The 24,926-nt window shown below is 55.5% G+C and carries 24 protein-coding genes and 2 pseudogenes; 9 read left to right on the forward strand and 17 right to left on the reverse strand.

The window, feature by feature from the left end:
- Nucleotides 1-71 precede the first annotated feature (71 nt).
- Nucleotides 72-719, reverse strand: coding sequence for a CGNR zinc finger domain-containing protein (locus AC1MEE_RS10430; protein ID WP_480415245.1), 648 nt, complete (start codon nt 717-719; stop codon nt 72-74).
- A 78-nt stretch (nt 720-797) separates the two neighbouring features.
- Between AC1MEE_RS10430 and AC1MEE_RS10435 the strand changes: the two genes are divergently transcribed.
- The 5 genes from AC1MEE_RS10435 to AC1MEE_RS10455 all read left to right on the forward strand — a co-directional run bounded on the left by AC1MEE_RS10435 (nt 798) and on the right by AC1MEE_RS10455 (nt 5,067).
- Nucleotides 798-1,634 carry an alpha/beta fold hydrolase gene (locus AC1MEE_RS10435; protein WP_480415246.1) on the forward strand — a complete coding sequence of 279 codons (837 nt, stop codon included), beginning with the start codon at nt 798-800 and terminating at the stop codon, nt 1,632-1,634.
- Nucleotides 1,635-2,230: 596 nt separating this feature from the next.
- Entirely contained in the window at nt 2,231-2,587 is a 357-nt protein-coding gene (locus AC1MEE_RS10440; protein WP_480415247.1) for a hypothetical protein, read from the forward strand.
- Nucleotides 2,588-3,091: 504 nt separating this feature from the next.
- Nucleotides 3,092-3,721, forward strand: a complete 630-nt coding sequence (locus AC1MEE_RS10445; RefSeq protein WP_480415248.1) for a LemA family protein — start codon at nt 3,092-3,094, stop codon at nt 3,719-3,721.
- 45 nt (nt 3,722-3,766) lie between these two features.
- Complete coding sequence (locus AC1MEE_RS10450; protein ID WP_480416201.1) at nt 3,767-4,567, forward strand: TPM domain-containing protein; 801 nt, start codon at nt 3,767-3,769, stop codon at nt 4,565-4,567.
- A gap of 2 nt (nt 4,568-4,569) precedes the next feature.
- On the forward strand, nt 4,570-5,067 hold the full coding sequence (locus tag AC1MEE_RS10455; RefSeq protein ID WP_480415249.1) for a TPM domain-containing protein: 498 nt from the start codon (nt 4,570-4,572) through the stop codon (nt 5,065-5,067).
- A gap of 236 nt (nt 5,068-5,303) precedes the next feature.
- On the opposite strand, the pseudogene AC1MEE_RS10460 reads toward AC1MEE_RS10455, so the two are convergent.
- The 12 genes and pseudogenes from AC1MEE_RS10460 to AC1MEE_RS10515 all read right to left on the reverse strand — a co-directional run.
- Nucleotides 5,304-5,656 (reverse strand): annotated as a pseudogene (locus tag AC1MEE_RS10460) (winged helix-turn-helix domain-containing protein); the annotation flags it as partial.
- A gap of 222 nt (nt 5,657-5,878) precedes the next feature.
- On the reverse strand, nt 5,879-6,319 hold the full coding sequence (locus tag AC1MEE_RS10465) for a DUF411 domain-containing protein (RefSeq protein WP_480416202.1): 441 nt from the start codon (nt 6,317-6,319) through the stop codon (nt 5,879-5,881).
- 28 nt (nt 6,320-6,347) lie between these two features.
- Nucleotides 6,348-6,620 (reverse strand): heavy-metal-associated domain-containing protein, encoded by a 273-nt coding sequence (locus AC1MEE_RS10470; RefSeq protein ID WP_480415250.1) that lies wholly within the window; start codon nt 6,618-6,620, stop codon nt 6,348-6,350.
- A 114-nt stretch (nt 6,621-6,734) separates the two neighbouring features.
- A complete protein-coding gene (locus AC1MEE_RS10475) occupies nt 6,735-8,996 on the reverse strand; it encodes a heavy metal translocating P-type ATPase (protein ID WP_480416203.1) in 2,262 nt (753 codons plus the stop codon).
- Between the two features lie 90 nt (nt 8,997-9,086).
- On the reverse strand, nt 9,087-9,338 hold the full coding sequence (locus tag AC1MEE_RS10480; protein ID WP_480415251.1) for a DUF2933 domain-containing protein: 252 nt from the start codon (nt 9,336-9,338) through the stop codon (nt 9,087-9,089).
- Between the two features lie 112 nt (nt 9,339-9,450).
- Nucleotides 9,451-9,843 (reverse strand): hypothetical protein, encoded by a 393-nt coding sequence (locus AC1MEE_RS10485; RefSeq protein ID WP_480415252.1) that lies wholly within the window; start codon nt 9,841-9,843, stop codon nt 9,451-9,453.
- A 100-nt stretch (nt 9,844-9,943) separates the two neighbouring features.
- Nucleotides 9,944-10,339 (reverse strand): hypothetical protein, encoded by a 396-nt coding sequence (locus AC1MEE_RS10490; protein WP_480415253.1) that lies wholly within the window; start codon nt 10,337-10,339, stop codon nt 9,944-9,946.
- Between the two features lie 297 nt (nt 10,340-10,636).
- Nucleotides 10,637-10,750, reverse strand: a pseudogene (locus tag AC1MEE_RS10495) (DNA primase); the annotation flags it as partial.
- Nucleotides 10,751-10,781: 31 nt separating this feature from the next.
- Nucleotides 10,782-12,833 carry a bifunctional DedA family/phosphatase PAP2 family protein gene (locus tag AC1MEE_RS10500; protein ID WP_480415254.1) on the reverse strand — a complete coding sequence of 684 codons (2,052 nt, stop codon included), beginning with the start codon at nt 12,831-12,833 and terminating at the stop codon, nt 10,782-10,784.
- 72 nt (nt 12,834-12,905) lie between these two features.
- A complete protein-coding gene (locus AC1MEE_RS10505) occupies nt 12,906-16,025 on the reverse strand; it encodes an efflux RND transporter permease subunit (RefSeq protein WP_480415255.1) in 3,120 nt (1,039 codons plus the stop codon).
- Between the two features lie 21 nt (nt 16,026-16,046).
- Complete coding sequence (locus AC1MEE_RS10510) at nt 16,047-17,114, reverse strand: efflux RND transporter periplasmic adaptor subunit (RefSeq protein WP_480415256.1); 1,068 nt, start codon at nt 17,112-17,114, stop codon at nt 16,047-16,049.
- Nucleotides 17,111-18,481, reverse strand: coding sequence for a TolC family protein (locus AC1MEE_RS10515; RefSeq protein WP_480415257.1), 1,371 nt, complete (start codon nt 18,479-18,481; stop codon nt 17,111-17,113). Before AC1MEE_RS10515 ends, AC1MEE_RS10510 begins: the two co-directional genes overlap by 4 nt.
- 296 nt (nt 18,482-18,777) lie before the next feature.
- Here AC1MEE_RS10515 and AC1MEE_RS10520 point away from each other — a divergent pair, with 296 nt between their 5' ends.
- Together AC1MEE_RS10520 and AC1MEE_RS10525 are read left to right on the forward strand one after the other, a co-directional pair.
- On the forward strand, nt 18,778-19,440 hold the full coding sequence (locus AC1MEE_RS10520) for a response regulator (protein WP_480415258.1): 663 nt from the start codon (nt 18,778-18,780) through the stop codon (nt 19,438-19,440).
- Nucleotides 19,437-20,777: an ATP-binding protein gene (locus tag AC1MEE_RS10525; RefSeq protein ID WP_480415259.1), complete on the forward strand. Its 1,341-nt coding sequence runs from the start codon at nt 19,437-19,439 to the stop codon at nt 20,775-20,777. Before AC1MEE_RS10520 ends, AC1MEE_RS10525 begins: the two co-directional genes overlap by 4 nt.
- 48 nt (nt 20,778-20,825) lie before the next feature.
- On the opposite strand, the gene AC1MEE_RS10530 is transcribed toward AC1MEE_RS10525, so the two are convergent.
- Nucleotides 20,826-20,939, reverse strand: a complete 114-nt coding sequence (locus tag AC1MEE_RS10530) for a DUF7693 family protein (RefSeq protein WP_480415260.1) — start codon at nt 20,937-20,939, stop codon at nt 20,826-20,828.
- Between AC1MEE_RS10530 and parS the strand changes: the two genes are divergently transcribed.
- Complete coding sequence (gene parS / locus AC1MEE_RS10535; RefSeq protein ID WP_480415261.1) at nt 20,924-21,379, forward strand: type II RES/Xre toxin-antitoxin system antitoxin; 456 nt, start codon at nt 20,924-20,926, stop codon at nt 21,377-21,379. The genes AC1MEE_RS10530 and parS overlap by 16 nt on opposite strands.
- Nucleotides 21,380-21,441: 62 nt before the next feature.
- On the opposite strand, the gene AC1MEE_RS10540 is transcribed toward parS, so the two are convergent.
- The 3 genes from AC1MEE_RS10540 to AC1MEE_RS10550 all read right to left on the reverse strand — a co-directional run bounded on the left by AC1MEE_RS10540 (nt 21,442) and on the right by AC1MEE_RS10550 (nt 23,422).
- Nucleotides 21,442-21,801: a hypothetical protein gene (locus AC1MEE_RS10540; RefSeq protein ID WP_480415262.1), complete on the reverse strand. Its 360-nt coding sequence runs from the start codon at nt 21,799-21,801 to the stop codon at nt 21,442-21,444.
- A 349-nt stretch (nt 21,802-22,150) separates the two neighbouring features.
- The gene (locus AC1MEE_RS10545) at nt 22,151-22,351 is read right to left on the reverse strand and encodes an antitoxin Xre/MbcA/ParS toxin-binding domain-containing protein (protein WP_480415264.1); all 201 of its coding nucleotides are present in this window, start codon (nt 22,349-22,351) and stop codon (nt 22,151-22,153) included.
- Between the two features lie 123 nt (nt 22,352-22,474).
- Nucleotides 22,475-23,422, reverse strand: a complete 948-nt coding sequence (locus AC1MEE_RS10550; RefSeq protein ID WP_480415265.1) for a site-specific integrase — start codon at nt 23,420-23,422, stop codon at nt 22,475-22,477.
- A 180-nt stretch (nt 23,423-23,602) separates the two neighbouring features.
- On the opposite strand from AC1MEE_RS10550, the gene AC1MEE_RS10555 reads away from it, so the two are divergent.
- Nucleotides 23,603-24,571 carry a DNA-binding protein gene (locus AC1MEE_RS10555; RefSeq protein ID WP_480415266.1) on the forward strand — a complete coding sequence of 323 codons (969 nt, stop codon included), beginning with the start codon at nt 23,603-23,605 and terminating at the stop codon, nt 24,569-24,571.
- Nucleotides 24,572-24,926: the final 355 nt, after the last annotated feature.

A 24,926-nucleotide genomic window follows, 5' to 3' on the forward strand; every position in this document is an offset into this window, starting at 1 on the left:
TCAATGCTAATGCTAAGCCCCACTCGCATTTCCTGAAAGTTGCCTTCGATTCAGCACACATGATCGGCGGGTTAGACAACGTTGGTAGATCTACTCGTCAGAATATCTGGTGCTGCTTTCGCCTGATAATGCCGCTTCGCTTTCTCCCGATTCCCACACGTAGCCATCGCGCACCAGCGCCTCCGGTGATTCTTGGACGTGTCGATAAACAGCCACGTACAGCCCTCACACTGCTTGATGTTTGCAACCAAATTTCCGGCAAGCAGTTCATGCAGCCCCAGCGCAAGTCTCTGCGGGATGGTCGTGAAGTCAGTGATGCCGGGAGGAGTTTTCCAAGTGGTCAAGCCAGCCTTATCTCGGGATAGGACTGCGTCAGAAATGGCTTTCTGAATCGAAGTCTCGACGGTTTTCCAATCGTCTGCAGGCGGGTCTTCATTACTGGCAATAGATACGAATACTCGGTATACCGCCTCGCGCCACCGCACCAGATCGACCAATGCTGGCTCTGTATGGGCTGGAACGCTCGTGGCTACGACGGTGATGTTCTGGAGTTCCGCAGCGTCTATCACTCCTGCTGCCAAGCTCCAGGCTAAAACTGACGCGTAGCTCGTCAGTCGATCTTGGTCAGCTGACCGTCCGTGGGCATCCACGGTGTTAAGAAAGTCGAGCACCGGGTCACCGGCTACGAATGCTGATTTTGGCCATTTGTGCGGAAACATATAACCCTCATTTCTTGCTTTACAGGTTAGGCTAGACTATAGCTTGTCTAACCCTTAAAAGTGAAAGCAGAGGTAAAAATGTCTGAGAATCCCTTCGCGCTGGCATTACCTGATGTCTTTTATTTCGAGGGGCACGCGATCCGCTGCGGCCGATTAGGTACGTCGGGCCCCGCAGTCGTTTTGGTTCACGGGACTCCTTTCTCCTCACATGTGTGGCGGCGCATTGCTCCTTTGCTCGCCCTGCATCACCAGGTTTTTTATTACGACCTTCTCGGATATGGGCAGTCGGCGAAGGGGGATGGCCAAGACGTTTCACTAGGCATCCAAAACTCTTTACTCGCGGCGTTGTTGAACCATTGGGGGTTGGACGATCCCCATGTCGTCGCTCACGACTTTGGCGGCGCCACGGCCTTGCGCGCGCATCTCCTAAACGGCTCTCGCTATGCGAGCCTTACACTGATCGACCCAGTCGCGATTGCGCCATGGGGGTCGCCGTTCGTTCAGCACGTTCGCCGGCATGAACCAGCATTCAGCGGCTTACCCGGCTACATCCACGACGCTATTCTTCGTGCCTACATCCAAGGCGCTACGTTCAGGCCGTTTAGCGTGGACGATCTTCAATCCTACGTCACGCCGTGGACAGGGGAGATTGGACAAGCCGCGTTCTACCGACAGATCGCGCAGATGGATCAGAAATACACAGACGAGATTGAAGACCAATTTGAGGAAATCAGGTGTCCAGTGATGCTGTTGTGGGGGGAGGAGGATCGATGGATTCCGATTGAGCGAGGAGCGGAAGTGGCGCGAAGAATTCCAGGCTCAAAATTCATTCGAATACCGGGTGCGGGGCATCTGATGCAAGAGGATGCACCTGAAGCCATCGTTGCTCATTTGATGAGTTTCCTAAGCGCTTAGCGTATCCAACTCGACCGCTTGGATGGGATAGCCTCGCGCCGTAATCGTTGTCTGTACACCAAGGCTCAACGTTGAGGTGGTGACGATCATTCCGTAGTCATGCCCCCATGAATGGCACATCGGCGGTGAGACCTTTGACTATCATCTTTTCAACCTTCGCCTTCTGACGTTTGCACTGCACAAGGCATGTCGGCTTTTTTCGGCGAAATGGTCTGTCGCGCCCAGATTTACGGACGATAAAAAACCTCAATCGAAATATTTTTTTCTTTTACCCTTGAAATTTTTTTTGAAAAACGGATCTCTATATTTGAGAACAACAAAAAAGCAGCGATCCTGAAACCACCTGTATTGCTCCTGAAATGTGAAAGCTGAGGTTGGTTTTTGCTTCCGTGCTTCTGCTTTTTGCTTCCTTCTACGTTGTGATGTCGAGCTCCTGCTAGACGGCTGAACCTGGAGTAGGGCAGAAGTCGCCTTTCGCTGAAAGCGGCTGCTTTTTCATTTTGTTTTCAAACAACGATCCAATTTTTTGAAAAATACTGGCGTCGGACAACCTTTTCGCGAGAGAGGGCAGCGCGCTGCAGGCACTGGGAGAGGTGATGGACAGTGAGCTCGAATCGAATGTGTGGCGATCGATGCAGCAGGCATGTGATGCGGCTACGTTCCAGCGACTGATTGAACAGTCAGTCGACTGCTTCAAGAGATCCCCGGGGCTTGATCCCCTCGTGCGGCTGCATGCGTCTGACATCGGCCAGTTGGCTGTTCAGGTGCTGCGGGATGTGCTGCGGCGTCGTGGCTTGAACGCTGGTGCCTCTGTTGACGCTCCAGGCTACGTCGAACTGAGGTCTCGTCTGAAAGCGCATCTGAGTTACCAACTGCAGTGGCATCTCGTGAAAATGGGCATTGCATCGGACGAGATGAAAGAGGATCACCTCAGCAGAGATTTGGGCCTTTAACTTCAGCGAGTGCGTACTCCGACGGGCGATGTGCCGTCCTCAAAGAGCTTGTACAGAGCCGAGCCGGTGTTTTTACACAGTCTCGCCCTATTCGAAATTGTCTACGGAAACAGGGGCGACTCAGGGTAATGGAAAAGCTTGCCCGCATAGACTGCACGTACGAAAACACTTCAGTTAATTTGCGACACTGTTATTTGTAAAATAGCGTTCGTCCAATGAAGGGTCATTGACAAAGGTCAAGTAAAAACGCGCCAGCCAATACTATTGTCACTACTGGACTCTGCTATGGAGTTCGGCGTCTATTTCATTATGGCGGATCGTACGGGATTTCAGCGTTATCAAAACGACGTATGGCATTACCGTATATGAGGCGACGAGCTATTCTGAACAATACGTATTAATTTTTGACTGAAAAAAACACAAGGAACATGGCGCAAATATTGCCGATAGGGGCAGTAGTCACAATGTTGTCAGGTTTAAACTTGTTCTTCTTTGGAAAATAAAATGCGTAAATTATGGGTTGTTTTTGCAGCAATGGTTGCGTTAAGCCTGAACGGTTGCGGCTACAACACGTTCCAGAGCCAAGACGAGCAAATTAAAGCCGCTTGGTCTGAGGTCGTGAACCAATACCAGCGGCGCACGGATCTGGTGCCTAACCTAGTCAATACCGTCAAAGGTTATGCCTCACATGAAAAAGAAGTATTGACCCAGGTGACGCAGGCGCGTGCTCAGGCAAGCTCCATACAAGTGACGCCAGAAGTGCTCAATGATCCGGCCGCTTTTACCAAATTTCAGGCTGCACAAGGCGAGCTGTCTGGAGCGTTGTCCCGACTTTTGGCAGTGAGTGAAAATTATCCACAGCTAAAAGCCGACGCCGGTTTTCGCGATTTGCAGGCGCAATTGGAAGGCACCGAAAACCGAATCGCAGTGGCGCGCAACCGTTACATCAAATCAGTGCAGGAATACAACGTCACGGTACGTTCGTTTCCCTCCAATCTAACGGCGATGGTCTTCGGGTATAAAGAGAAGCCTAATTTCACGGTAGAAAACGAAAAAGAAATTGCTAAGCCTCCTGCCGTAGATTTTAGGGCTGCGCCTGTTGTTCCCCCAAGCAGGTCTCAGGGAGCATATTAAGTGACGACTGTGCGCACGACCAGCGTAGGGGCATTGTTTGTCTTCATGCTTTGTTGGTCTTTCCTTGCGGGCGCTGAAATCGCAGTGCCTCCCCTGGTCAGCCGGGCAACCGACCAGACCGCTACGCTCACCGCAGAGCAGATGGCTAGTCTGGAGCAGACTTTACGGGCGTTTGAGGCCAAAAAAGGCAGTCAGCTTGCACTTCTCATTGTCCCTACCACCCAGCCGGAAGCGATCGAACAATACGCTTTGCGCGTTGCGGAGCAATGGAAGTTAGGACGAAAAAAAGTGGATGATGGCGCAATTCTAGTCATCGCCAAGAACGATCGTGCGCTTCGCATCGAAGTAGGCTACGGGCTTGAGGGCGCACTCAATGACGCTACCAGCAAACGCATAATCAGCGAAATCGTCACGCCACGCTTTAAGCAAGGGGATTTCTACGGTGGCATTGCTGCCGGGTTTGACCAGATGATCCGGGTAATTGATGGCGAGCAGTTGCCGGCACCCAGCGCACAACCTATCGGTGACGTTGCAGATATTCGGCAGTATGGCCCGTTAATTTTTATTCTTGCGCTTGTGATAGGCAGATTTTTGCGCCCTGTATTGGGCAGATTTCCAGGCGCGTTAGTCACTGGCGGGGTTGTGGCTGTTATCGCCTGGCTGGTGGCCGGCGCGCTGTTCATCGCGTTGGGCGCGGGCGTGATGGCCCTCTTGTTCACATTGGTCGGTGGCGGTATGGGCGGGTACGGTATGGGAGGGCATCGTGGAGGATTCGGTCGAAGCGGTGGTGGTTTCGGTGGCGGTGGTGGCGGGTTTGGCGGTGGCGGCGCATCGGGGAGGTGGTGACGATGAATATCAAACGCATTATGAAGCACCTTGTTATGACCCACTGGGAGGTCAACCGGGCATTCTCCCGCAAGACATTGTTCGCGATTGAGCAAGCGATCAAAGCCAGTGAAACCGCTCACGTCGGAGAAATCCGTTTCGTCGTGGAGGGTGCACTGGATAGCACGCCGCTTTTCAAAGGCCAATCTGCAAGAGACCGTGCTATCGATGTATTTTCGCACTTACGTATATGGGACACATCTCATAATAACGGTGTGCTGATTTATCTTTTGCTCGCTGACCGAGACGTTGAGATTGTTGCTGATCGGGGGATTCACGCGAAGACGGGCTCTCAAGAATGGCAAAGCATTTGCCGACAGATGGAAGTTGCCTTTAAACACGGTAATTACGAAGACGGCGTGGTTAGTGGTATTCAGGCGGTTACACAGCATCTGACGAAACACTTCCCTGCGTCCGGCGGTGACCGGAATGAGTTACCGGACAAGCCAGTGGTACTCTGAGGCGTCATGAAGTAAGGACACAGTCTCCTTGTTTTTCATTGGTTTGAAGGTGGTTTAGTTGGGCGCCCTAGTGGCGCTTTTTTATTTTTCAGCGTACATGGCTTGTAAACAATGGGATGGACGCCCCCGCCCATCACACCTTGCGTTACTAATTGAGCGTCCACTAGCGATCCGTTCACGAATGATGGCTTTCGACTCAATATAGGTAGTCGTGACGGGCAGAAAACGGAGGGGATTCAGCCGATCATATAACCCATACCGCGTGAGGTGTGAATCAATTTGTGTTCAAAACCGTCATCAATTTTCGCCCGTAGCCTACGCACTGCAACTTCGATGACATTGGTGCCACTCTCAAAGCTTATATCCCAAACCTGCGACGCGATGAGGGATTTCGGAAGAACCTCACCACGGAGCTGGAGCATGAACTCCAATAACGAAAACTCTTTCGCCGTGGGTCAATCCGTTTCCCTCCTCGAAGCGCCTGGTGCTTGAGCAGGTCAAGCTCAAGATCTCCGATTTTTAGATGGGTCTGACTGGAGGGAGGGTTTGCTCTGCGCAGCAAGATCCGGACTCTATCCAATAAGTCAGAATGCAGGCAGATACGGATCCGATGCCACAGTGCGGCCAGGATTCGCTTCAGAGATTCGGTGTCAGCCGCTATTTTGCAATCAAGATGCCACATGATCGGGACGCGAGTGATTGCATTTCCGTCAAGTTGGCAAAGGCAACCTAGCTTGCGCTGTGATTGAGCAGCACCCATAGGTTTGTCGTGCTGTGATAGGCCGTGTCTGGTGAGCCCTCAGTGTCATCGTCAATTGCTAGGATAATCGGCGACTACTTGATCGGAGCCTGATTGGGTCTGACCTATCACCTGATACGGCTGTTTGGTTTGGCCGTCATCCATTCCAGGCGAACCAGCAGGCATGCCTGGAACCGCAATTCCGACGAGGTCGGGGTGATTCTTCAAGTCGAGGATCTGTGCTGCTGGCACATGTCCTTCGACGATTTTACCGTCAATCACGGCGGTATGACAGGAGGCCAAGCGCGGAGCGACGCCAAGGCGCTGTTTGACTTCACTCATATTGGGTTCGACATGGTCGCGAACGCTGAAGCCATTGGTTTCAAGATACTTGATCCACGCCTTGCAGCAGCCACAGTTAGGGTCGCGGTAAACGTCGATGACTTCAGCGGCTTGTGCCGCTCCGGTCATAAGCAAGGCCGTGAGCATAGCGATGCGCAATCTGGTATTCATTGGAGTTCGCCAGTTCAAAAAAGAGCGCTTACCGACAGCAGCAACCACCACCGTTCCCGCAACAACCTGAGGTTTTCTTACTTGCTACGCTTTCTGCTGTCGCCAGCTGTGCCGGATAGCCCGCGTCTTGTAGGGCTGCAAGCAGAGCATGGCTGTCCGAGTCACCGCTGACCTTCACCCGTCCGGATTGTAGATCCACTGCCACTTCACTGACGCCTTCAAGTGGGCGCAACGCTTCGGTTACATGCTTGACGCAAGAGCCGCAGCTCATGCCCTGGACTTGCAGTTCAACGGTTTTCATTGATGACTCCTCACTAAAAATTGATCGTAGAAGGACTGATGTATGCGGCTTTTCTGTGCTATTGGCTTTATCCTCGACCATGCCATGGCGGTAAGGTCAAGCAGCCTTTATCGCTCATTCAATTGAAACCTGGCGCAGGCGCAAGGCGTTGAACACCACCGACGCCGAGCTCACGCTCATAGCCAGTGCGGCAATCAGTGGCGACAGCAGGTGACCGGTAAGCGGGTAGAGCAAACCGGCGGCCAACGGGATGCCCATGGCGTTGTAAAGGAAGGCGAAGGTCAGGTTCTGGTGCATGTTTCTCACCGTAGCTACTGACAGGCTGCGAGCACGCAGGATACCGAGCAGATCGCCTTTGATCAGGGTGACCTGAGCACTGTTCATCGCCACGTCAGTGCCAGTGCCCATGGCGATACCTACATCAGCGCGAGCCAGTGCGGGGGCATCATTAATGCCGTCGCCGGCCATCGCCACGCGGTGTCCGGCTTGTTGCAGAGACGCGACCAGACGTTCTTTGTCTTGCGGTTTGACCTCTCCATGCACTTCCTCGATACCCAGCCGGAGAGCTACCGAACGCGCAGTAGTAAGGCCGTCGCCAGTGGCCATGATGACCTTGACGCCATCCGCCTGCAGACGCTCGACTGCCAGCTTAGAGGTGGGTTTGATGGGGTCGGCTACAGCCAGCAAACCTGCCAGGGCGCCATTGACCGCTAAGTACATGATGCTCGTGCCATCGCCGCGTAGCTTCTCGGCCTGCGCTTGCAAGCTCTCGGTGGCGACGCCAGCCTCCTGCATCAACACAGTATTGCCCAGCTTCAGGCGGCGACCCTCGACCTGACCGCTTACTCCAATACCGGAGGCTGACTCGAAGGTTTCAGGTGGGCTCAGTGTCAGGCCAGCGGTGCGTGCCTGCTCGACGATGGCGTGGGCCAACGGGTGCTCGCTGCCCTGATCGAGGCTCGCGGCCAGGCGCAGCACTTCATCCTGAGTAAATCCGGGTACAGCCTCGACGCTGTGGAACGCTGGCCGCCCTTCAGTGAGGGTGCCGGTTTTGTCGACTATCAAGGTGTCTATCTTGCGCAGGTTCTCGATGGCGGCGGCATCGCGAAACAACACGCCGCTGCCAGCAGCCTTGCCGGTGGCGACCATGACCGACATCGGTGTCGCCAGGCCAAGGGCACAGGGACAGGCGATGATCATTACTGCGACAGCGTTGATCAGTCCGAACACCCAACTTGGCTCGGGCCCCCACAGCCCCCAGCCGAGTAGAGTCAGCGCGGCGATGGTAATCACCACAATCACGAAGTAACCGGCAATCACGTCTGCCAGACGTTGCATCGGCGCTTTTGAGCGTTGTGCCTGCACAACCATCTGCACAATCTGTGCGAGCAGGGTGGCCGACCCTATCTTCTGCGCCTGCATCACCAAGCTGCCGTGGGTGTTGAGGGTCGCGCCGATCAACGCATCGCCAGGCCTCTTCATAATCGGTATCGGCTCACCCGTGAGCATCGACTCGTCCACTGCGCTTTCGCCTTTTAGCACCTGACCGTCGACAGGCACTTTTTCGCCCGGTCGCACACGTAACGTGTCGCCGCTGTGTACGTGTGTCAGTGGGATGTCTTCTTCCGTGCCATCGGCATTGATCCGTCGGGCAGTTTTGGGTGTCAGACCAAGCAGAGACTTGATGGCAGCCGAGGTTTGCGAGCGAGCCTTGAGTTCGAGCATCTGGCCGAGCAGGGTCAGCGAGATGATCACAGCCGCCGCCTCGAAGTACACGCCGATGCGGCCCTCCATCATGAAATTGCTGGGGAAGGCGCTGGGGGCCAGGGTGGCGACGACACTGTAAAGGAAGGCCGCCGCAGTACCGAGGCCGATCAGTGTCCACATGTTCGGACTGCGCTGAATCACCGAGCGCACACCGCGCACATAAAACGGCCAGCCAGCCCACAGCACGACGGGTGTGGCCAATCCCAGCTCGACCCAGTTTTGCGTGGGGCCGTGGAACAGCACCAGGGCATGGCCACCCATGGCCAGCACGGTAACGATCACTGTCAGTGGCAATGTCCACCAGAAGCGCCGGGTGAAGTTCTTGAGTTCGGGGTTCTCTTCTTCCTCTAATTCGGGAATCACAGGCTCCAGAGTCATGCCGCACTTAGGGCAGGTGCCGGGGCCGATTTGGCGGATTTCCGGATGCATGGGGCAGGTGTATTCAGTGGCCGCTGCTAGCGGTGCTGTTGGTACCTGTTTGATTTCAGGTACGGATATTCGATAGCGCTTAGGCTCGGCCCTGAAGGTCGTTTGGCATTTTTGGCTGCAGAACCGGTAGGTTTGCCCCTCGTATTGCGTGCTGAACTGGCTGTTGGTATTGACGGCCATGCCACACACCGGGTCGTGCCACTCGATTGGTTGGGACTCAGGCTGCCGTATTGGGTTGTGCTCTTGATGAGGTTCAGGGTTGTGCATGAGCTAATTCCTCTTCTCATCCTTGGTGGAGTCTGAGGTTTCTCCGTGATGACTGTGACCACCGTGGTGGTGCCCGAAAAAATGCATCAGCGGGCACAACAGCAAAATCATATAAGGCAGTAGGCCCAACATATGGCCGTAGTGTTCTCTGGCCAGATAGAACAGCGCGATCACCAGCAGCATGCCCAGCGCTATGCCGGGTTTGCTCCTCCAAAATCCTGGAGAGGTGTTAGCTGAATGTGGTGAATTCATCATGGTTTTGTACTCCTGAAGGAGTGCTATCTAGTGGTTCAATGTACGATGGTTTCACCCCGGCCATGCTGGCTAAGGCGAAACCGCCGTTGCATTTACATCGCTATCGTCAGGATCACTTGCTCATGGGCATCGCCATCATGCTCGACTGTTGATCCATCATTTTCATCATCATGTTCATCATTCCCATGCCGTCTTTGTTGCCGGACATGCCCATGCCATTACAGTTTTTTTGCATCATGCCCATGCTGTCTTTCATCGTCTTCATGTTCTCCTGCATGGCGGCCTGTCGCGCGGCAGGGGTCTTGGCGGCGGCCGCTTTGTCGTGTGCCGCCTGCATCTTTTGCATTTGCTCGGTCATGGCCTTGTTCTGCATAGGCGTGGCCACTTCGCCTGTTTGATCTGGCGCGGTCGGCGTCTGCTCTGGGTGGTGCTCATCGACGGCCGAGGCCATGAGTGGGCTGCTCACGAGCAGGGCGGCGAGGATCAATTTCAATGAGGCATGCATGGCAATCTCCAAAGGGTGAGGACAACGCAGGTAATACCAAGCCGCGCCAGGTTGGCACAGCCAGGCAGTGCGCCCGGAATTCGGCGCGCTGAAGGTCGGTTTAATCGTTGAAACGGACGAAAATCAGGCGGGCAGGCGGCCTAGCTGGAGTCGGGTGCTGGAATACGAGAAAGGGAAAAGCAGAGGGGGTGGCGGGATACAACATCAGCAACGCAGGGATCAGCAACAGAAACGTCCAACTGAACAAGTCAAACGTTTGAAGATGTAGCGAAGGACTCACGGCTATCGCCGTATCGGCGCAGTGTTGAAGGCAACCGAGGGTATGTGCATCGTGGCTCTCGTCATCTTGCGCGGTGTTGAGCGAGACATGGGTTGTAGCCGGATTGTGGTTGGGGAGTGCCAGACATCCCTGGGTCGCTGCCAGACCAAACGCTAACACCCACAGCACGATGGCGAGGCGTATGAACGTTGGTTGACGATGGCGAAACCAGAACATGACGCTTCCCCGGAAATTGGTTAACGGGTTGTAGCTTTTTCAATATACAGCACGTCGAAGTGCCGCGATTGATCCACATCAATGTATGCAACCGGGTGTCGGTTCTTGTGGTGTGGCTAAATCGTAAGGTCAACGTCGACCTTTCGGATTTTTACCCCTCTTTGCCGTTCCTTACTATCAGTTTTTGGGGCGCAACTCTTTCATCGTCCATGTGTATTAAGGGGGCATTGAGTGCAAAGTGGTCACAGTGACGGAAACCGAGAGCGCCTCGTGAACCGCCAAGTCGATGCAATTTAGTATTGAACGCCTATCTACCTTGAGCCGGATGAGCCAAGAGTCGATGTAGCCCTCATGCCGAAGTTTTCCCTGACAACCGGCGTAGATGCATAAAAAAGCGACGCCCGTCTCGGCTGTGTACCTGATAGCCAAGCATTCGCCGCGATCAATCGGACATCGTTTTCTGTGCCTTACCCTGGCGAGCTAGCAGGACTTTGCCATCCCAATCTCCATCTGCCGTTCCTTCGGTTCGAGGTAGGAGCCGCGCATCGTCAAAAGCGGCAGCTAGCGTGCTGCGTGGTGCATTCACACCAGGCTGTGTCGACGTCAACGTGATGAGGGATAGGGGATGATAGAAACGCTCCTCGACAACCGAGCCCATCCACAGCGGTGCAGTTCGCCCGTTTGTGAGCTCGAAATCGACAACCCATACTCGAAGCACGAGGCGCGAACCGGCAAGTGCGCCACCGCTATTCGGTCGAACGAGCGTCAGACTGGGGAGGCGACCACTGGCGAAAAGTGGAATAACCGGAAGAGCAGCCGGGTCGGTCGGGACGGAAAGCCAATTCAGGGCATTCAACGGTGTCCAGTCCGCCGAGGTGCGCCACCCATTGTTCTGCAGGACATCTTGCAAGTCCTTCAGACCACCGGCCCACTGGAACGTCAGCGGCTCATTCGTCTCGCCAGTCAGATCGATACGCTGTGCCGGCAGTTGTTCCCAACCCGACGCCCACCAATCGGTGGCGGCCATGGACGGAGTCCCTGTCTGGATGGCATAGCGGTCGCTGTCGGTCGCATGGCTACGATAGATATTGAGTCCTCCGGCGAGAATCAGCGCTGAACATCCGACGGCGAACAGGCCCTTTGGCTCAATGCGTCCGGCTTGGTGCCCCAGGTAGGACAGTCCGAGCAGCGCCAGCCACGCCGACCCGAATGCCAGCCCCCCGAGCACGTCGGAAAACCAATGCGCACCGAGGTAGAGGCGTGAGAATGCAATCAGAAATATCAGGGGTGCTGCGCCGAGAGCGACCGCAAGGCGCCATGCCGGGCGGATCTCACGCGCGATGAGAAAAGCGAGGAAACCGTAGAGCACGACATTGACCGTGCTATGACCACTGGGGAAGGAAAACGCGCTCCACCCGGAGTAGAGAAGCTCACCGGGTCGAGGTCGATGCAGCGCAACTTTTATGACAGTGTTAAGAACCGAAGCGCCGGCAATCGCAACCAGCCAATAAGCGTCTGTACGCCAGGCGCGCTTCCACATGAGCCACAGCAACACAGCAATGGTGACGGCTACCACGACCGAGGTGTCGCCGAGTTCTGTGATGGCGATCATCACCGCATCGCCGAGTGCTGTACGAAGATCCTGGAGGGCGCGGTATATCGCGCTGTCTGCGAGCAGCAACGGGTCACCGCTGACGACGTCTTCAAGGATGCCGAAGAAAAGCCAGGCTGCACCGACGAGAAGGACAGCCGGCAGTGCGAGAGCCCGCGCTTCAGGTCGTGAAGGATCGAGCAAACGGGTGAGACTACGGCTCAGCCAGGTGTCGTGGGTGCCGGCCCAGCGCCGTAGCCGCTCCATTGAGACGATGAGGTAGGGTATGCCGCGACGTAATGTCCAGCGCACGATATGCAGGAGCGCCCAGCCCGTTGCGAGTAGAACGACCAGCAGGATCGCGAGCGGCTTTGCGGTTGCGCCGAGTATGCTGAACGTCGCGCCTACGAGAACACCGGACAGGATATGCGACGGAGCCCAAGCGAGTGCCGAGGCAACATTGACGGCATAGAACCGACTGACCGCCATTCCCATCATGCCGGCGAGGAGCGGGATGAAGGCGCGGACGCCCGGTACGAAGCGCGCGAGAAACACACTCTTGGCGCCGTGACGTTCGAAAAAGGCCTCGCTGCGCTGAATCAGTTCAGGGTGGCGGCTCAAAGGCCAGATGCCAAGAATCTCGCGGTGGTATCGATGCCCGAGCCAGAACGAAAGACCATCACCAGTGATGGCACCTAACGTGGCGGCGACCAGCAACGGCCAGAGCAATAATACGCCGCTCGGCACCAAGGCACTGAGTGCGAGGATCACGGCTGTGCCGGGAACGACGGCACCGATGATCGGGATTGACTCGGAAAGTGCCAGAAGAAACACCGCCAGATAGGCGACATGCGGATGAACCGTCAGGAACTCGATGATCGATGAGACCAGGGACGTCATCATGCGTGGGCTGCCTAAAGAGTAGCGGTGATGAAGCAATCAAAGTGCGTCTCTGTCCGAGAGGTCGCACAACCGTTATGAAGCAGGGGCCACGTCAGTGGGAAACTCCTCGGTGCGTTTTTCAAAACGTCCAAAATGCAAAGCCAAGGTGGGTAACACCAATAGATTGAGTGCTGTCGAAGTCACCAACCCCCCCAGGATAACGATAGCCATAGGCCCTTCGATTTCATTGCCCGCTGCGCCACTGGCGAGCGCCAAAGGTAGCAGTCCCAAAGCGGTCACCACGGCAGTCATCAGAATCGGTACCAGTCGCTCGCCGGCGCCCCTTCGAGCCGCTTCCGGGCCCCATGTCATACCTTCTTCATCCACCAGGTTTGAGTAATGTGAGACGAGCATGATGGAGTTCCGCAAGGTGATACCAAACAGGGTGACAAACCCGACCAGCGATCCCAATGACAAGTTTCCACCGCACACCAACACGGTCACTACACCGCCGACCAGGGCGAAGGGCAGGTTCACGAGGACTAAGACCAACGCACGCATGCTTTTGAGGGCAAGGAACAAAAGCAGCATGATCCCAATGATGGCCGCCGCTGTGTAAACCAGTAAGTCCTGTTGCGATTGCGCACGTGCTTGTTCCTCTCCAGCAAACAAGACGTAGGTTCCCTTGGGTAGAGTGATCTCCTTGTTAATTAGCCGTTGAGCCTCCTGAACGTAGTCACTCACCGCCCGGCCATGTACGGCGGTCGAGACTGTTTGCAGGCGTTGGCCACCGCTGTGCATGATTTGGTAACGGCTGGTGGTTTGAGTGATCACGGCCAGTTGATCGAGAGGCACCGTGGTTCCGGTTTTGTTGCGTAGCAGCAGTGAACCGACAGTCGCGATGCTGTGGTGGGCCGTTGGGGTTAATGAAACGGTGACGTCATAAGTCTGGTTCCCCTGATAGATTTGGCTCGCGGTCACTCCGTCATAGGCAACCTGGATCGCGTCCATCACATCAACCGGCTCGAACCCCCAATGCGCCAATTGCTCAGGCCGCAGCCTGATGGTCAATTGCGGCACATGCTGGGCGGACTCGACTCTCAGGCCGATGGTGCCTGGGATTCGACCGATCACCTGGGCGATTTCCTGGGCTTTGCTATCCAGCACATCCAGGTCAGGGCCAAAGACATTGATAACGACCGGAGCGGTGACGCTGGAGATGCTTTCGTCCACCCGTTCAGTCAGGAACGTATTCACCGACGTCGTCAGCCCCGGGAAGCTGGCCAACACTTGTTGAATACGCGCCACGGCCTGGGTTTCCTCGGCAGCAGACACGCTATTCAAATCCACTTCAAACTCACTGACGTGGACGCCGGTCGGATCGACTACTTCACTGGCTCGCCCTGCGCGTTGCGCTACCAGTCGCACGCCGGAGACTGTGCTCAGCTCCTGCGCTACACGGTCGCCCACACGCATGGACTCGCTCAACGAGGAGCCGGGGGCCAATGTCATATGGATCAGGTAATGTCCCTCCTTCAATTCCGGTATGAAGTTTCCGCCAAAAAACGGCAGCGCAGTGATCGCCACCGTGCAGAGAATGACGATCATCCAGACGATTGAGCGATAGTGTGACTCGATACTGGCGAGTAATTTCAGGTAGCGGGCCTTCAGTCGCAGCACCCGTTTTGGCTCGTCCGATTGAAGTGGCTTGGCAGTCAACAGCATAAACGCCAGCGCGGGCGTGACCGTCAGGGCCACTACAAGGGAAGCCAAAATCGCCAGGATGTAGGCGAGCCCCAAGGGCGCGAACAGTTTTCCGGCGATCCCTGACAGTGCCAGAACGGGCAGGAAAATCAGCGCAACAACCAAGGTGGCATACACCACTGCGCTACGGACTTCGAATGAGGCGCGTAATACCACCAAGGCCGGTGATACGGGATGCTCCAGCGCTTGATTTTGGCGCAGTCGACGGAAGATGTTCTCCACGTCGACCACTGCATCGTCCACGACCTCTCCCAAGGCAATGGCCAGACCGCCCAAGGTCATGGTGTTGAGACTCACACCGAAGTGATGGAGCACGATCACCGCTGTTAACAGGGAAAGCGGAATCGCCGTAGCTGAGATGATTGCAGTTCGGATGTTGAGCAAGAACAGAAACAGCACCAGGACAACTAACACGCCGCCCAATAGCAGAGCCGTCTGCAAGTGACCAATCGCGGTTTCGATAAACCTGGCGGGGCGGAAGATATCTGGATGCAGGCTCACCTGTGCTGCTTCGAGCGCAGGCTTCAAGCTGTCCAGGGCGCTTTCCACATGACTGGAAACGCTCATCATGTCGGCGCCATATTGGCTTTCCACCATCAGCGACACCGCGGACTTACCCTCGATGGCTGCCGCACCCACTGCGGGAGCAGGCCCATAGGCCACCATGGCGACATCGCCCAAGCGTACGGCGATACCATTCTGGTAGTTGAGCACCGTTTGCGCCAACTGCGCTGGTGTAACGGTTTGACCCTCGGTATTCAAAACGATGCGCTGGTTAGCGGTTTCCAGAAAACCCGCGCCTCTAACCCCCGTTGCACGCTGGGCAGCGCTCAACACGTCTTGAAGAGAGAAACCGTACTGCACCAGCTTTTTGGGATCCGCCTGAATCTGAAACTGTTTTAGATCGCCACCGAATACGATCACGTCCGCCACACCGGGCACGCGCAACAATTGCGGTTTGATCGTCCACTCCGCCAGTGTGCGCATCTCCATCAGCGAGCGGGTGTCAGAGGTAATACCCGCGACAAGGGTGACGCTGGTCGATGACGTCAGTGGCAATAGCGCGGGTGATTTGACCCCGTGCGGGAGAATACCGGTGAGCGTACTGAGTCGCTCTGCAGCCAGTTGTCTGGCTCGGTATATGTCAGCCCCATCCTTGAAGGTCAGCGTCACCATTGACAGCCCTGGCAACGACTTTGATCGCATGCTCTCAAGCCCCAGAGTGCCACCCATTGCATTTTCGACCGGTTGAGTGACCAGCATTTCAACCTGTTCGGACGATAACCCAGGGGCCTCGGTTTGAATCACCGCCAGCGGTGGAGCGAACTCGGGGAAGACATCTTGCCGAGCCTGAGTCAGGGTGTAGATGCCATAACCTGCCAGCAGACAGGCGAGGGCGATAACCACACCTCGGAAGCGGACAGCGAAGCGGATAATTGAATTCAACATGATGTATTCGCTGCCGTCTGGTTAGTCGTCACATTCGGGGTCTTTGCAAGCCGATGCGGTGATTGGCGGACGCTGCTCTTCGGATAACAGCAGTTGCGCACCCTGCACCACGACACGATCACCGGACTCAAACCCTGTGCTGACCAGGTATCCATTGTTGTAGGGGGTTTGCTCTGCGACAGGCCGGCGGGTAAACCGGTCTTTGGCAATTTGCACATACGCCCACGGCTGCCCACCAAACCATAGGATCGCGGCCTCAGGTATGACAAGACTGGTGCTGGTGGGTGTGGGTAACGGCAAATAGGCAACCACTTTGCTACCCACCGGCAGGGTCGCCGCCGCTCGGTAAAGGTATGCGCGACCTTCTGTCGACGCGTCGACTTGAGGCGAGACCGAAATCAGGTGCGCCGTTTCCCGATGATGTTCGCTGGACTCTATCGCGATCTGTTCAGGCGCGGCCAAATCAACGCCGAGGGGGAGGGCAACGCGCAACAGCATGTCCTCTCGGCTCAACAGCCTGTGCAATAGAGGGTCACTCTGTGCTCCGATCATGCCGGCCAAGGGTGCACCGAACTGTTGGAGCGCGCTACTGCGTACCGACTGCATGTTGGCACCCGCTGTCTGTAGCCTGGTCTTGTCTGTATTCCATGTGACCTGCGAGGCTTGCAGCACCTTCATGGACACGCTCTGATTAGCCTTGAACAGTGCGACGTTGCGCTCATATTCCTGGCCAGAAGCCGAAGCGGCAGACTGTGCCGCCGCTGAGTCTGCTTGATCCATTGAGTAACGAGTGCTTAGATCGTTGAGCCCTTGCACATCAAGCACACTGCCGTAAGCAAGATGTTCCACTTGATGCTTGGACGCAGTGATCGGCTCACTCTGGATACCACTGATTGTCTGGGTCGTTTCATCCAGTGTGACGATAGTTAAACCTCCTTCGGTAGTGACCCGTGTCGGCAGGGGGGCGACCGGAGTTGCAGGTGCGACTGGCATGGTGTGATAAGCGAAAAAACCCAAAGCGCCTAATCCGACGACGGCTACCACCGCCAGGGTGATTCGTGAGGTTTTGCTACGAAAGGGAGTGTTCATTTTCGAATGACCGCCTCGGTTGACTGGGCGTGCAATGGGATTTCATCGAGCGGTTGCTGGATGGCATTTTCAAGTTGACTGATGGCTTGCTGGACTTGAACCACTGCATCAACGTGGGTCATTGCATCGACATTCACGGCACGGCGTGACCGTGATAGCGCCAGTCGGTCTATCGCGCCTAATTCAAAGGAACGTTGGTCGGCTTGAAAGGCGACTGTTCGAGTCGTCCCCTGAGTGTCGATGAGCGCCAGGTTTTGCGTGGCCAGGCGATAGTGCTGTAGAGCGCTGTCGGTCTGATTGATCGCTTGGTCTTGAAGTGCTTCGACGTGAATGGCGGCTTCCTTGCGGTGCGCTTCGGCCTCAGCGATAGGCCCTTCATTGCGGTTTAACAGGGGGAGGGTGATGCCTGCCGGTGTAACGCTGTACTTGTTCACCCCTTGGTCGAACGAGTATCCGAGCCCGAGAGACAGGTTTGGATATTGCCGTGCAACCTCCAGTTGGAGAGCAGCTTGGCTCGCTTCGTATTCGGCCAGTGCTCCCAGAATGTCAGTGCGGTTCAGAACGGTTTGGCGGCGGGCGGTGCTATCAGGGATCTGAGGGGTCAGGCTCTCGAATTCACTCAGGTCTAGCTTGATGGGCTCAAGAGCCCTGAGAGGAATCCCAATGGTCTGAGCGATCAGTGCTTTGGCGTCCAGCATCAGTTTTTCGCTATTCGCCAAGTCGCTACGATCACGCTCCAGAATGATCTGCTCTTGGCTCAGTTCGAACGTCGAGGCCGACCCCAACGAAAGCTGCTTCTCCAGCATGGTCACTATGTTCTGCTGGATGTCGACCTGGCGCTCGATAATCGCGTGGTGCTGGCTGGCGGCGTAAAAGTCGAGCAGCGCGCTGCGAAGATGACTTCTGATCTGCCAGGCGGTTTGACCGATATTCAGACGGGCAGCGTCTGAGAGCTGTTGCGCCTGCGCCACTCGATACCCACGCTTACCGGCAGTCTCAATCGGGATGTCGAGCGCCAGTCCGTACGTCCACGGTTTTATCGGCTGATCGGCGTACTGCAGTGGCAGCGACAAGGACGGATTGGGTCGTTGATTCGCCGTTTCTGTTGCCGCCTCACCGCTAGCAAACCTGGCGCGCACCGCGTCCAGCTCAGGACTGTAGTAGTAGGCTGCCAGTGTTAATTTGCTCAGATCCCAGTCGCTGGTGGTTTTTGGCAGGCGCGCCGTTATGAAACGCTGAAGCTGCGAGTTGGTCAGCGTCCGCTCTTCATAGGCAGCCATCATTTTCAGGGGCACCAGTGGTTGCGGTTGATAACTCGCGCAGCCGGCGAGCAGCACTGCCACAGTGATAAAGCAATGTTTGTGCATTCGCATTTTCTTTGGGGCCGAAGTGGCGGACGCACCACGTTGTGATCGCGGTGTGAGTGATCCGCACCATAGTGGTTGCTTCCTTAAGTCCACCTTAAGGGTGACGCTGGCAGTCTTATCGTCTGTGTAGGCGTGAGAGGTTGCTGGGCTGAGTTCAGAATGGCGAGAGGTCGAGTGGGGTCAGAAGCAGCTATGACCTGGACACCATATGCGCGCAGGCAAGACTTCGGCACACTGCGCGGTACGCCAGCGAAGCGCTGACTGAGGTGAGGAGAGGAGAGGAGAGGGATCAGGCAATGCGAATTTTACTTGCAGAAGATGACCCGATGATCGGCAGCGGCTTGCAAAAAGGCTTGCGCCAGGAGGGGTATACAGTGGATTGGGTCACGGACGGCAAGGCTGCCGTCCTCGCGTTGGAAACCACCCCTTATGCGTTGCTGCTGCTCGATCTGGGACTTCCGCGTCAGGATGGCATGGAGGTGCTCAAGGTTCTGCGTCAGCACGACGAGAGCTTGCCAGTGATCATCATCACCGCCCGCGACTCGCTTCCAGATCGGGTTGCTGGTCTTGATCACGGCGCTGACGATTATCTGGTTAAACCGTTTGCCATCGAGGAGCTGGTTGCACGCATCCGCGCCGTCAGCCGTCGGCAATCCGGGCGTGTGCAGACGGAACTTCGGGGTGGCCCGTTGCGACTCGATCCAGTACGACACCTGCTGTGGTTGCGCAATGAACCTGTCAGCCTATCGGCTAAAGAATATGCGTTGCTACACGAGCTGATGAAGGAGCCGGATGCGGTGATCTCCCGCGAGCAGCTAGAGGATCGCCTGTATGGTTGGGGTGACGAGGTGGGTAGCAATGCAGTGGAAGTTCACATTCATAATCTTCGAAAAAAGCTCGGAGCTGAGGTAATCCGTACTGTTCGAGGTGTCGGTTATCACATTGGAGAGGACGCATGAGTTCGCTCCGTCGGCGTCTGCTGTTATGGCTGCTGCCAGCCACTTTTCTGGCTGGGCTGCTGGCAAGTATTGGCACCTATTGGGGGGCTGTCCTTGAACTGGATGATCTGCTCAACGACCAAATGCGTTACCTCGCCGAACACATCAATGTGGATCCTGGTGAGCGTGTCGTACTGACGGATACAGGCAAGAAACCCAGTCCACTTAGTGATGATAATACTGACGAAGTGCTGCTTCAGGTTTGGAGCGCAGGAGTCTTGAGCTTTACGACTGACTCAGCGCTCACGCTTCCTCCACCGCAGCAAACTGGACTGAGCGATGTTCAGGTCGGAGATCAAATCTGGCACACGTTTGTGAGCCAGCGCGGCGACAAGTTTATCCGGGTGGCTCAAGCGCAAAATAAACGCTGGGAAGAACTCGCCGGTTTAGCCGTGCACCTGCTGTGGCCAGTGGTGTCACTGATTCCCTTGCTAGCCCTGTTCTTGTGGTTTGGTATCAGCTACGGGCTAAAACCACTGCGAACAGTGGCGACAGAACTGTCAGAGCGCAACGTGAATAGCCTGCAGCCTATTGCTTCGAAAGAATTGCCTGGCGAAGTCAAACCTCTGGTCGATGCCCTCAACGATTTGCTGGAACGGCTGGCGAATGCCTTCACCATGCAAAAACACTTCATCGCTGATGCCGCGCACGAGCTACGCACCCCAGTGGCAGCACTCAGCATTCAAGTGGAGTTGGCACAGCGGGCCACTCAGGATGATGACCGGCAGGTATCGCTGTCAGAGGTACAGGCGGGCGTCACACGTCTTACTCATCTGACACAACAGTTGTTGACCTTGGCTCGTTTGGAGCCTGATGCGCAGCCGCCAGTCATGCAGAGCGTCGAATTGTCCGCTCTATGCAAATCGGTGATCACTGATCAGGTTCGTAGGGCTCAAGCCTCAGGGATTGATCTCGGGCTAGCCGAGAGTATAGCGTCAAGCATTACCGGGAATCCCGAAACGCTACGTATCTTGCTCAATAACCTGGTGGACAACGCGATTCGATACGCGGGTGCCCACGCAAAGATTGACGTGGCAGTACGCGATACCGATCAAGGTGTCGTGCTTGAGGTCTGCGACAACGGCCCAGGAATAAGTGCAGCGGATCGTGAACGGGTGCTTGAGCGATTCTATCGAAGCAACAATCAAACCGGCTCTGGCAGCGGACTGGGGCTTTCAATTGTTAAAACGATTGCAGAGAAGCACAGAGCCCAAGTCGTACTGGATGCGGCACCAAATGGCTTGGGGCTGCGGGTACTAGTGATTTTTCCGTCTAAAACGGAAAAATTTTCAGGGTAACTCTGCCAGGTTTCAAGACCTCCGACTCGACCGTCTGGTGCTTTGCAATTACTCGCAGTAACCCAGGGTGTCGCAGTCATTGAAAAGCGTGAGCATCCATCCATCGATCTCAACAGGCATGTGGCCGTTAATGGAAGACACTAGACGTGGGTATCGACTCATCAATCAAAGAATATGACCCTATCGAGTCTGCTCAAGCAGATATTTGGGCAAGGATGGGACTTCCGGCTCGCGGCGCTGTGCTCCACAAGATGGTTCACCGAGGGCTGTCCTTTGCTTTTTATCAGCAACTGACGGTCGTCTTGGACATGTACGAGAGTGAGCTTCGCCAGTACTTGTCCATGTCACCTGCAACGCTGACGAGGAGGGCGACGGCGGGCCGGTTGAGCATGGCTGAGAGTGATCGATTGTGCGCGCTGGTTAGCGTTTTGAACGCTGCTCTTGAGCTGTTTGAAGGTGATCTTCGTTCCGCCAGGGAGTGGATGAAATCGCCCGCATTTGCGCTTGGTTCAAGAGCACCGCTTGAAATGATGAGCACGCGTGTCGAAACTCAAGCCGTGATCGAACTGATAGGTCGGTTGGAACATGGGGTGTGCGCTTGAATAGCGCTGAGGTCATCCGCTTACCAGTGGATGCACGAGTCCCCGCTCTAGTGACGTGGATATCACACTCCTAGGTCGAGCAGCAGCCTCCATTCCAGCAGATCTCCGGGCAATTGACCCGCTGGCAAGGCTTGAACAATTCCGCGCAACAGGTGAGAGCGATGTCCGTTGGGCAGCGCGACAGCGTTCAGATTCTCCTCGAATATCATTGGCTCCCTTCTTGCCAAGCGCTGACCTGCACGTAGCGCCGCCAACGCTTCAGGGCCTAGCCATTCGCGTCGCAGATATCCGAGGTTGTCCACTTTGCGGTTATTCACATAGCCTTTCAGACGTTCTTCTACAAGCTCTTGTAGGCGCTGCACCCCCAATGTTTCAACCGCTAGCTTCCAGATTTCACCTTCTCTCGGCACCGTAATCGCCATGCAAACTCCTGATTGATGATAGCCCTGGAAAATAACAGGTCGTCGGTGAGTGGTTGCAAGCCACTTTGATAACATTTCTGGGGTGAGGCGATTGGCTGAAACCTAGGATTGGTCACCCGAGAAATCATCGACGGCATGTCTCGTAGCCTAGGCTCCCGAATCTTTTAGGTGCTGAGCCAAAGCTTCCTTCAATTCGAGCAGCGCCTCACGCAGTCGAGCGTCTTCACGAGCGTCACCTGACTTTGGCCTGACTTCTTCGACGTGTCGGAGGAGGGCTTCGCTGTCGTTTCTGTTGAGATCAAAAACGATCATGATTAGACCATGTGCACTGGTAGATGAGCGCTTGTCATTAGAATGAGTACCCGCTGTTGATTCGCTCAAGCGCATCCCTGACCAGCAGATATCCTGCTTCACTGTGCGCGAGTTCCACTGGTGCTTGATCACCCAGAGCTGATTTAGGCTGATTCAGCCACGCATTTGCTTTCTCTTTGTTGCCAAAAACCTGCTCGGCTCGGTGCTGGATCAGCTCAACATAATTCATTTCATTCATCCCCAGTCCCTAGCCCTTGCGCTGTGAATATTATCAAAACCCGTATATCGAACATGGCTCCGCTTCCTTTACCGCTGAAGAAATGTCCATGCTCAGCAAGTATTTATTCGGCATACCATGCTGCTAAGCATTTTCGATACGCGCTACGGGCGCCTGCACAGCAAATCCTCCAAACGAAGAGCTAGAGTCAACGTATCGAATCGCCGACTTGATATCTTTCCATCCCACGTAACTCATCAAGGATTTGATGTCCCAGCCATTCGCAGAGGCCCAGGTAGCGAAGCCTCGACGCATCGAATGGCTGCTGTACATCTCGGCCGGGACGCCGGCCTGTTTGAATATCCGCCGCAGCATCGGAATCAGGCTGTTCGGGTTGATGCCTTCATCGGCCAGATTGCCCCAGCGATCGAGCTTCCTGAACACCGGCCCCCGCGCAATACCCGCTACGGTGATCCAGTTGATGTAAGCGTCGACCGGACACAGTTTCTTGAGAGCCGGAGTTTGGTAGCTCGCGCCTAGGTGCTGGCGATCGCCTTTGGTGTGCGGCAAGTAGAAGGTGATACCTGTTCCGGCTACCGCCTGGGTGTTCTCGACCTGTATGCGCGCTAGCTCGTCACCGCGAAAGCCTCGCCAGAACCCAATCAGTACGAGCGCGATGTCACGTCGGCACCGCATCACGCTTTTGAAGTCATTGTGCTCGGCCGCGAGTGCCGCCTCGCGCTCAAGCCATCCCACTGCCTGCTCAAGGTGGCTAAGGAGCAGGGGAGTTGCCTGTTTTTCCTGAGTGGGGTGCAGCGTCCGGATGCCCTTGATCATCTGGCGCACGGTGGGCGTCTTAGTGGGATCGGGAAAACCCTGAGTGATGTGCCACTGAGCCAAAGCCGCCAGACGTTGCTTCAAGGTACTGATGGCATGCTGATCGGCGTACTCGGCAAGGTAGCGCACGATGCCGTCTCCGGTCGTTGGCAGGAATCCGCCCCAGGTCACCTCGAAGTGCTCTATCGCAGCGCGATAGCTCTTGCGAGTGTTTTCACGGGTGCCGGCCTTTAGGTAGCGATCAGCTTTGTTCATCTCGACCCTTTCACGACAAACGTACCGTTCCTAGTGCTGGGAAAGGCGAAAATCAGTTATATGATGCGATAATCTTCTATTATTTTATCAAATAATGCGTCTTTTATAAGCCTTAATTTTCACTTAAGATGGTACGTAAACACGTAGTATGTAGAACAGTACGAAATCGTAGGAGCAAAAATGGCCCGCGGCGGTGTAAACAAGGCAATTGTGCAGAAAGCCCGCGAGGCGCTGCTGGCCCGTGGCGAGAACCCAAGCATCGATGCGGTGCGGATTGAGCTGGGAAATACAGGCTCAAAAACTACGATTCATCGCTATCTTAAGGAGATCGAGGCGCATGATCCGCGACCGGAATCTTCGCGCGAACGGCTGAGTGATGAGCTCACTGAGCTGGTATCGCAGCTGTTAAATCGGGTGATGGAGGAGGGTGGCGACTACGTTAACGAGGCCCAGGCCCAGTTCAATCACGACAAGTCAACCTTGGAGGCAAAGCTGGAAGTCTCCCAGCTAGCCCTGGCAACCTTGCAGCGAGAGTTTGATGTTCAGCGTGTTGCCTTGGAGACCGAGTCTGCTGAATTGCAGACCTGCCGTAGCAGTCTTCAGACCGAACTGACGCGAAATGCCCGCCTAAGCCAGAACTGCAGTGATCTAGAACTTCGCGTCCAGGAGAAGGATGAGCACATCCGCTCGCTGGAGGAAAAGCACGTCCACGCACGCGATGCGCTGGAGCACTATCGGAATTCGATCAAGGAGCAACGCGAGCAGGAGCAACGTCGGCACGAGGGGCAACTGCAACAGGTTCAGGTTGAGCTGCGCCAGCTCCAGCAAACAATGGTCATCAAGCAGGATGAGCTGACTCGGTTGAATCGGGATAACGAGCGATTGTTGAGCGAGGCTCGACAGCAATCCAAGGCCATCGCGACACAAGACGATTCAATGCAGCGCCTGGCAGGCGAAATCAACGAGATGAAAACGGTCGTTGCCAGGGCCGAGGGGGCAAAGGAGATGCTGCAGGAACAGATATCCGCACTTCAACTGGAGGCGAAGTCTCTCATCGATACATCGACGCAGGCCGAACGAAAGTCAGCTGAGGTCGAGGCTCTTCTAGACGCATCCAACGCAGAGCTTACGCATCTACGGCAGGTGTAGGCAGAGGCTGCTAGATAGCTCTTAGAGGCACAACGCCCCTGATCACTTTACCTGCGCCTTGCGCCTCAAATGGTCGCTTACTCAGAAATGGAGATTGCTGTGATTGAAAACTCTTGTGGTCAAAACCCGTCGCGTTCAAAAGTGGCGCATTTGATGTTACAGGTCGCCCACCGAAAGCTGGCCGAGATAGTTAGGGCTGGCCGTCTACCGATGGCTCCAGTCATTGTCCGGAGAATGGTCGGTAATGGCGGATACTCTGACCATTAAGCCGAAGAGCTCGACGGCCTGATGCAGCAGCAAGGGCTGAAGTGACACCGTTCGAACGCGGGGTCATGCGGGGACGAGTCCAACAAAA

This window comes from Pseudomonas sp. ASL3, assembly GCF_056680425.1.

Bases quoted from the DNA above. Each gene is read 5' to 3' on its own strand.
- AC1MEE_RS10430 (WP_480415245.1), bottom strand. From the start codon at position 719: ATGTTTCCGCACAAATGGCCAAAATCAGCATTCGTAGCCGGTGACCCG.
- AC1MEE_RS10435 (WP_480415246.1), top strand. From the start codon at position 798: ATGTCTGAGAATCCCTTCGCGCTGGCATTACCTGATGTCTTTTATTTC.
- AC1MEE_RS10440 (WP_480415247.1), top strand. From the start codon at position 2,231: ATGGACAGTGAGCTCGAATCGAATGTGTGGCGATCGATGCAGCAGGCA.
- AC1MEE_RS10445 (WP_480415248.1), top strand. From the start codon at position 3,092: ATGCGTAAATTATGGGTTGTTTTTGCAGCAATGGTTGCGTTAAGCCTG.
- AC1MEE_RS10450 (WP_480416201.1), top strand. From the start codon at position 3,767: ATGCTTTGTTGGTCTTTCCTTGCGGGCGCTGAAATCGCAGTGCCTCCC.
- AC1MEE_RS10455 (WP_480415249.1), top strand. From the start codon at position 4,570: ATGAATATCAAACGCATTATGAAGCACCTTGTTATGACCCACTGGGAG.
- AC1MEE_RS10465 (WP_480416202.1), bottom strand. From the start codon at position 6,319: ATGAATACCAGATTGCGCATCGCTATGCTCACGGCCTTGCTTATGACC.
- AC1MEE_RS10470 (WP_480415250.1), bottom strand. From the start codon at position 6,620: ATGAAAACCGTTGAACTGCAAGTCCAGGGCATGAGCTGCGGCTCTTGC.
- AC1MEE_RS10475 (WP_480416203.1), bottom strand. From the start codon at position 8,996: ATGGCCGTCAATACCAACAGCCAGTTCAGCACGCAATACGAGGGGCAA.
- AC1MEE_RS10480 (WP_480415251.1), bottom strand. From the start codon at position 9,338: ATGATGAATTCACCACATTCAGCTAACACCTCTCCAGGATTTTGGAGG.
- AC1MEE_RS10485 (WP_480415252.1), bottom strand. From the start codon at position 9,843: ATGCATGCCTCATTGAAATTGATCCTCGCCGCCCTGCTCGTGAGCAGC.
- AC1MEE_RS10490 (WP_480415253.1), bottom strand. From the start codon at position 10,339: ATGTTCTGGTTTCGCCATCGTCAACCAACGTTCATACGCCTCGCCATC.
- AC1MEE_RS10500 (WP_480415254.1), bottom strand. From the start codon at position 12,833: ATGATGACGTCCCTGGTCTCATCGATCATCGAGTTCCTGACGGTTCAT.
- AC1MEE_RS10505 (WP_480415255.1), bottom strand. From the start codon at position 16,025: ATGTTGAATTCAATTATCCGCTTCGCTGTCCGCTTCCGAGGTGTGGTT.
- AC1MEE_RS10510 (WP_480415256.1), bottom strand. From the start codon at position 17,114: ATGAACACTCCCTTTCGTAGCAAAACCTCACGAATCACCCTGGCGGTG.
- AC1MEE_RS10515 (WP_480415257.1), bottom strand. From the start codon at position 18,481: ATGCACAAACATTGCTTTATCACTGTGGCAGTGCTGCTCGCCGGCTGC.
- AC1MEE_RS10520 (WP_480415258.1), top strand. From the start codon at position 18,778: ATGCGAATTTTACTTGCAGAAGATGACCCGATGATCGGCAGCGGCTTG.
- AC1MEE_RS10525 (WP_480415259.1), top strand. From the start codon at position 19,437: ATGAGTTCGCTCCGTCGGCGTCTGCTGTTATGGCTGCTGCCAGCCACT.
- AC1MEE_RS10530 (WP_480415260.1), bottom strand. From the start codon at position 20,939: ATGAGTCGATACCCACGTCTAGTGTCTTCCATTAACGGCCACATGCCT.
- AC1MEE_RS10540 (WP_480415262.1), bottom strand. From the start codon at position 21,801: ATGGCGATTACGGTGCCGAGAGAAGGTGAAATCTGGAAGCTAGCGGTT.
- AC1MEE_RS10545 (WP_480415264.1), bottom strand. From the start codon at position 22,351: ATGAATGAAATGAATTATGTTGAGCTGATCCAGCACCGAGCCGAGCAG.
- AC1MEE_RS10550 (WP_480415265.1), bottom strand. From the start codon at position 23,422: ATGAACAAAGCTGATCGCTACCTAAAGGCCGGCACCCGTGAAAACACT.
- AC1MEE_RS10555 (WP_480415266.1), top strand. From the start codon at position 23,603: ATGGCCCGCGGCGGTGTAAACAAGGCAATTGTGCAGAAAGCCCGCGAG.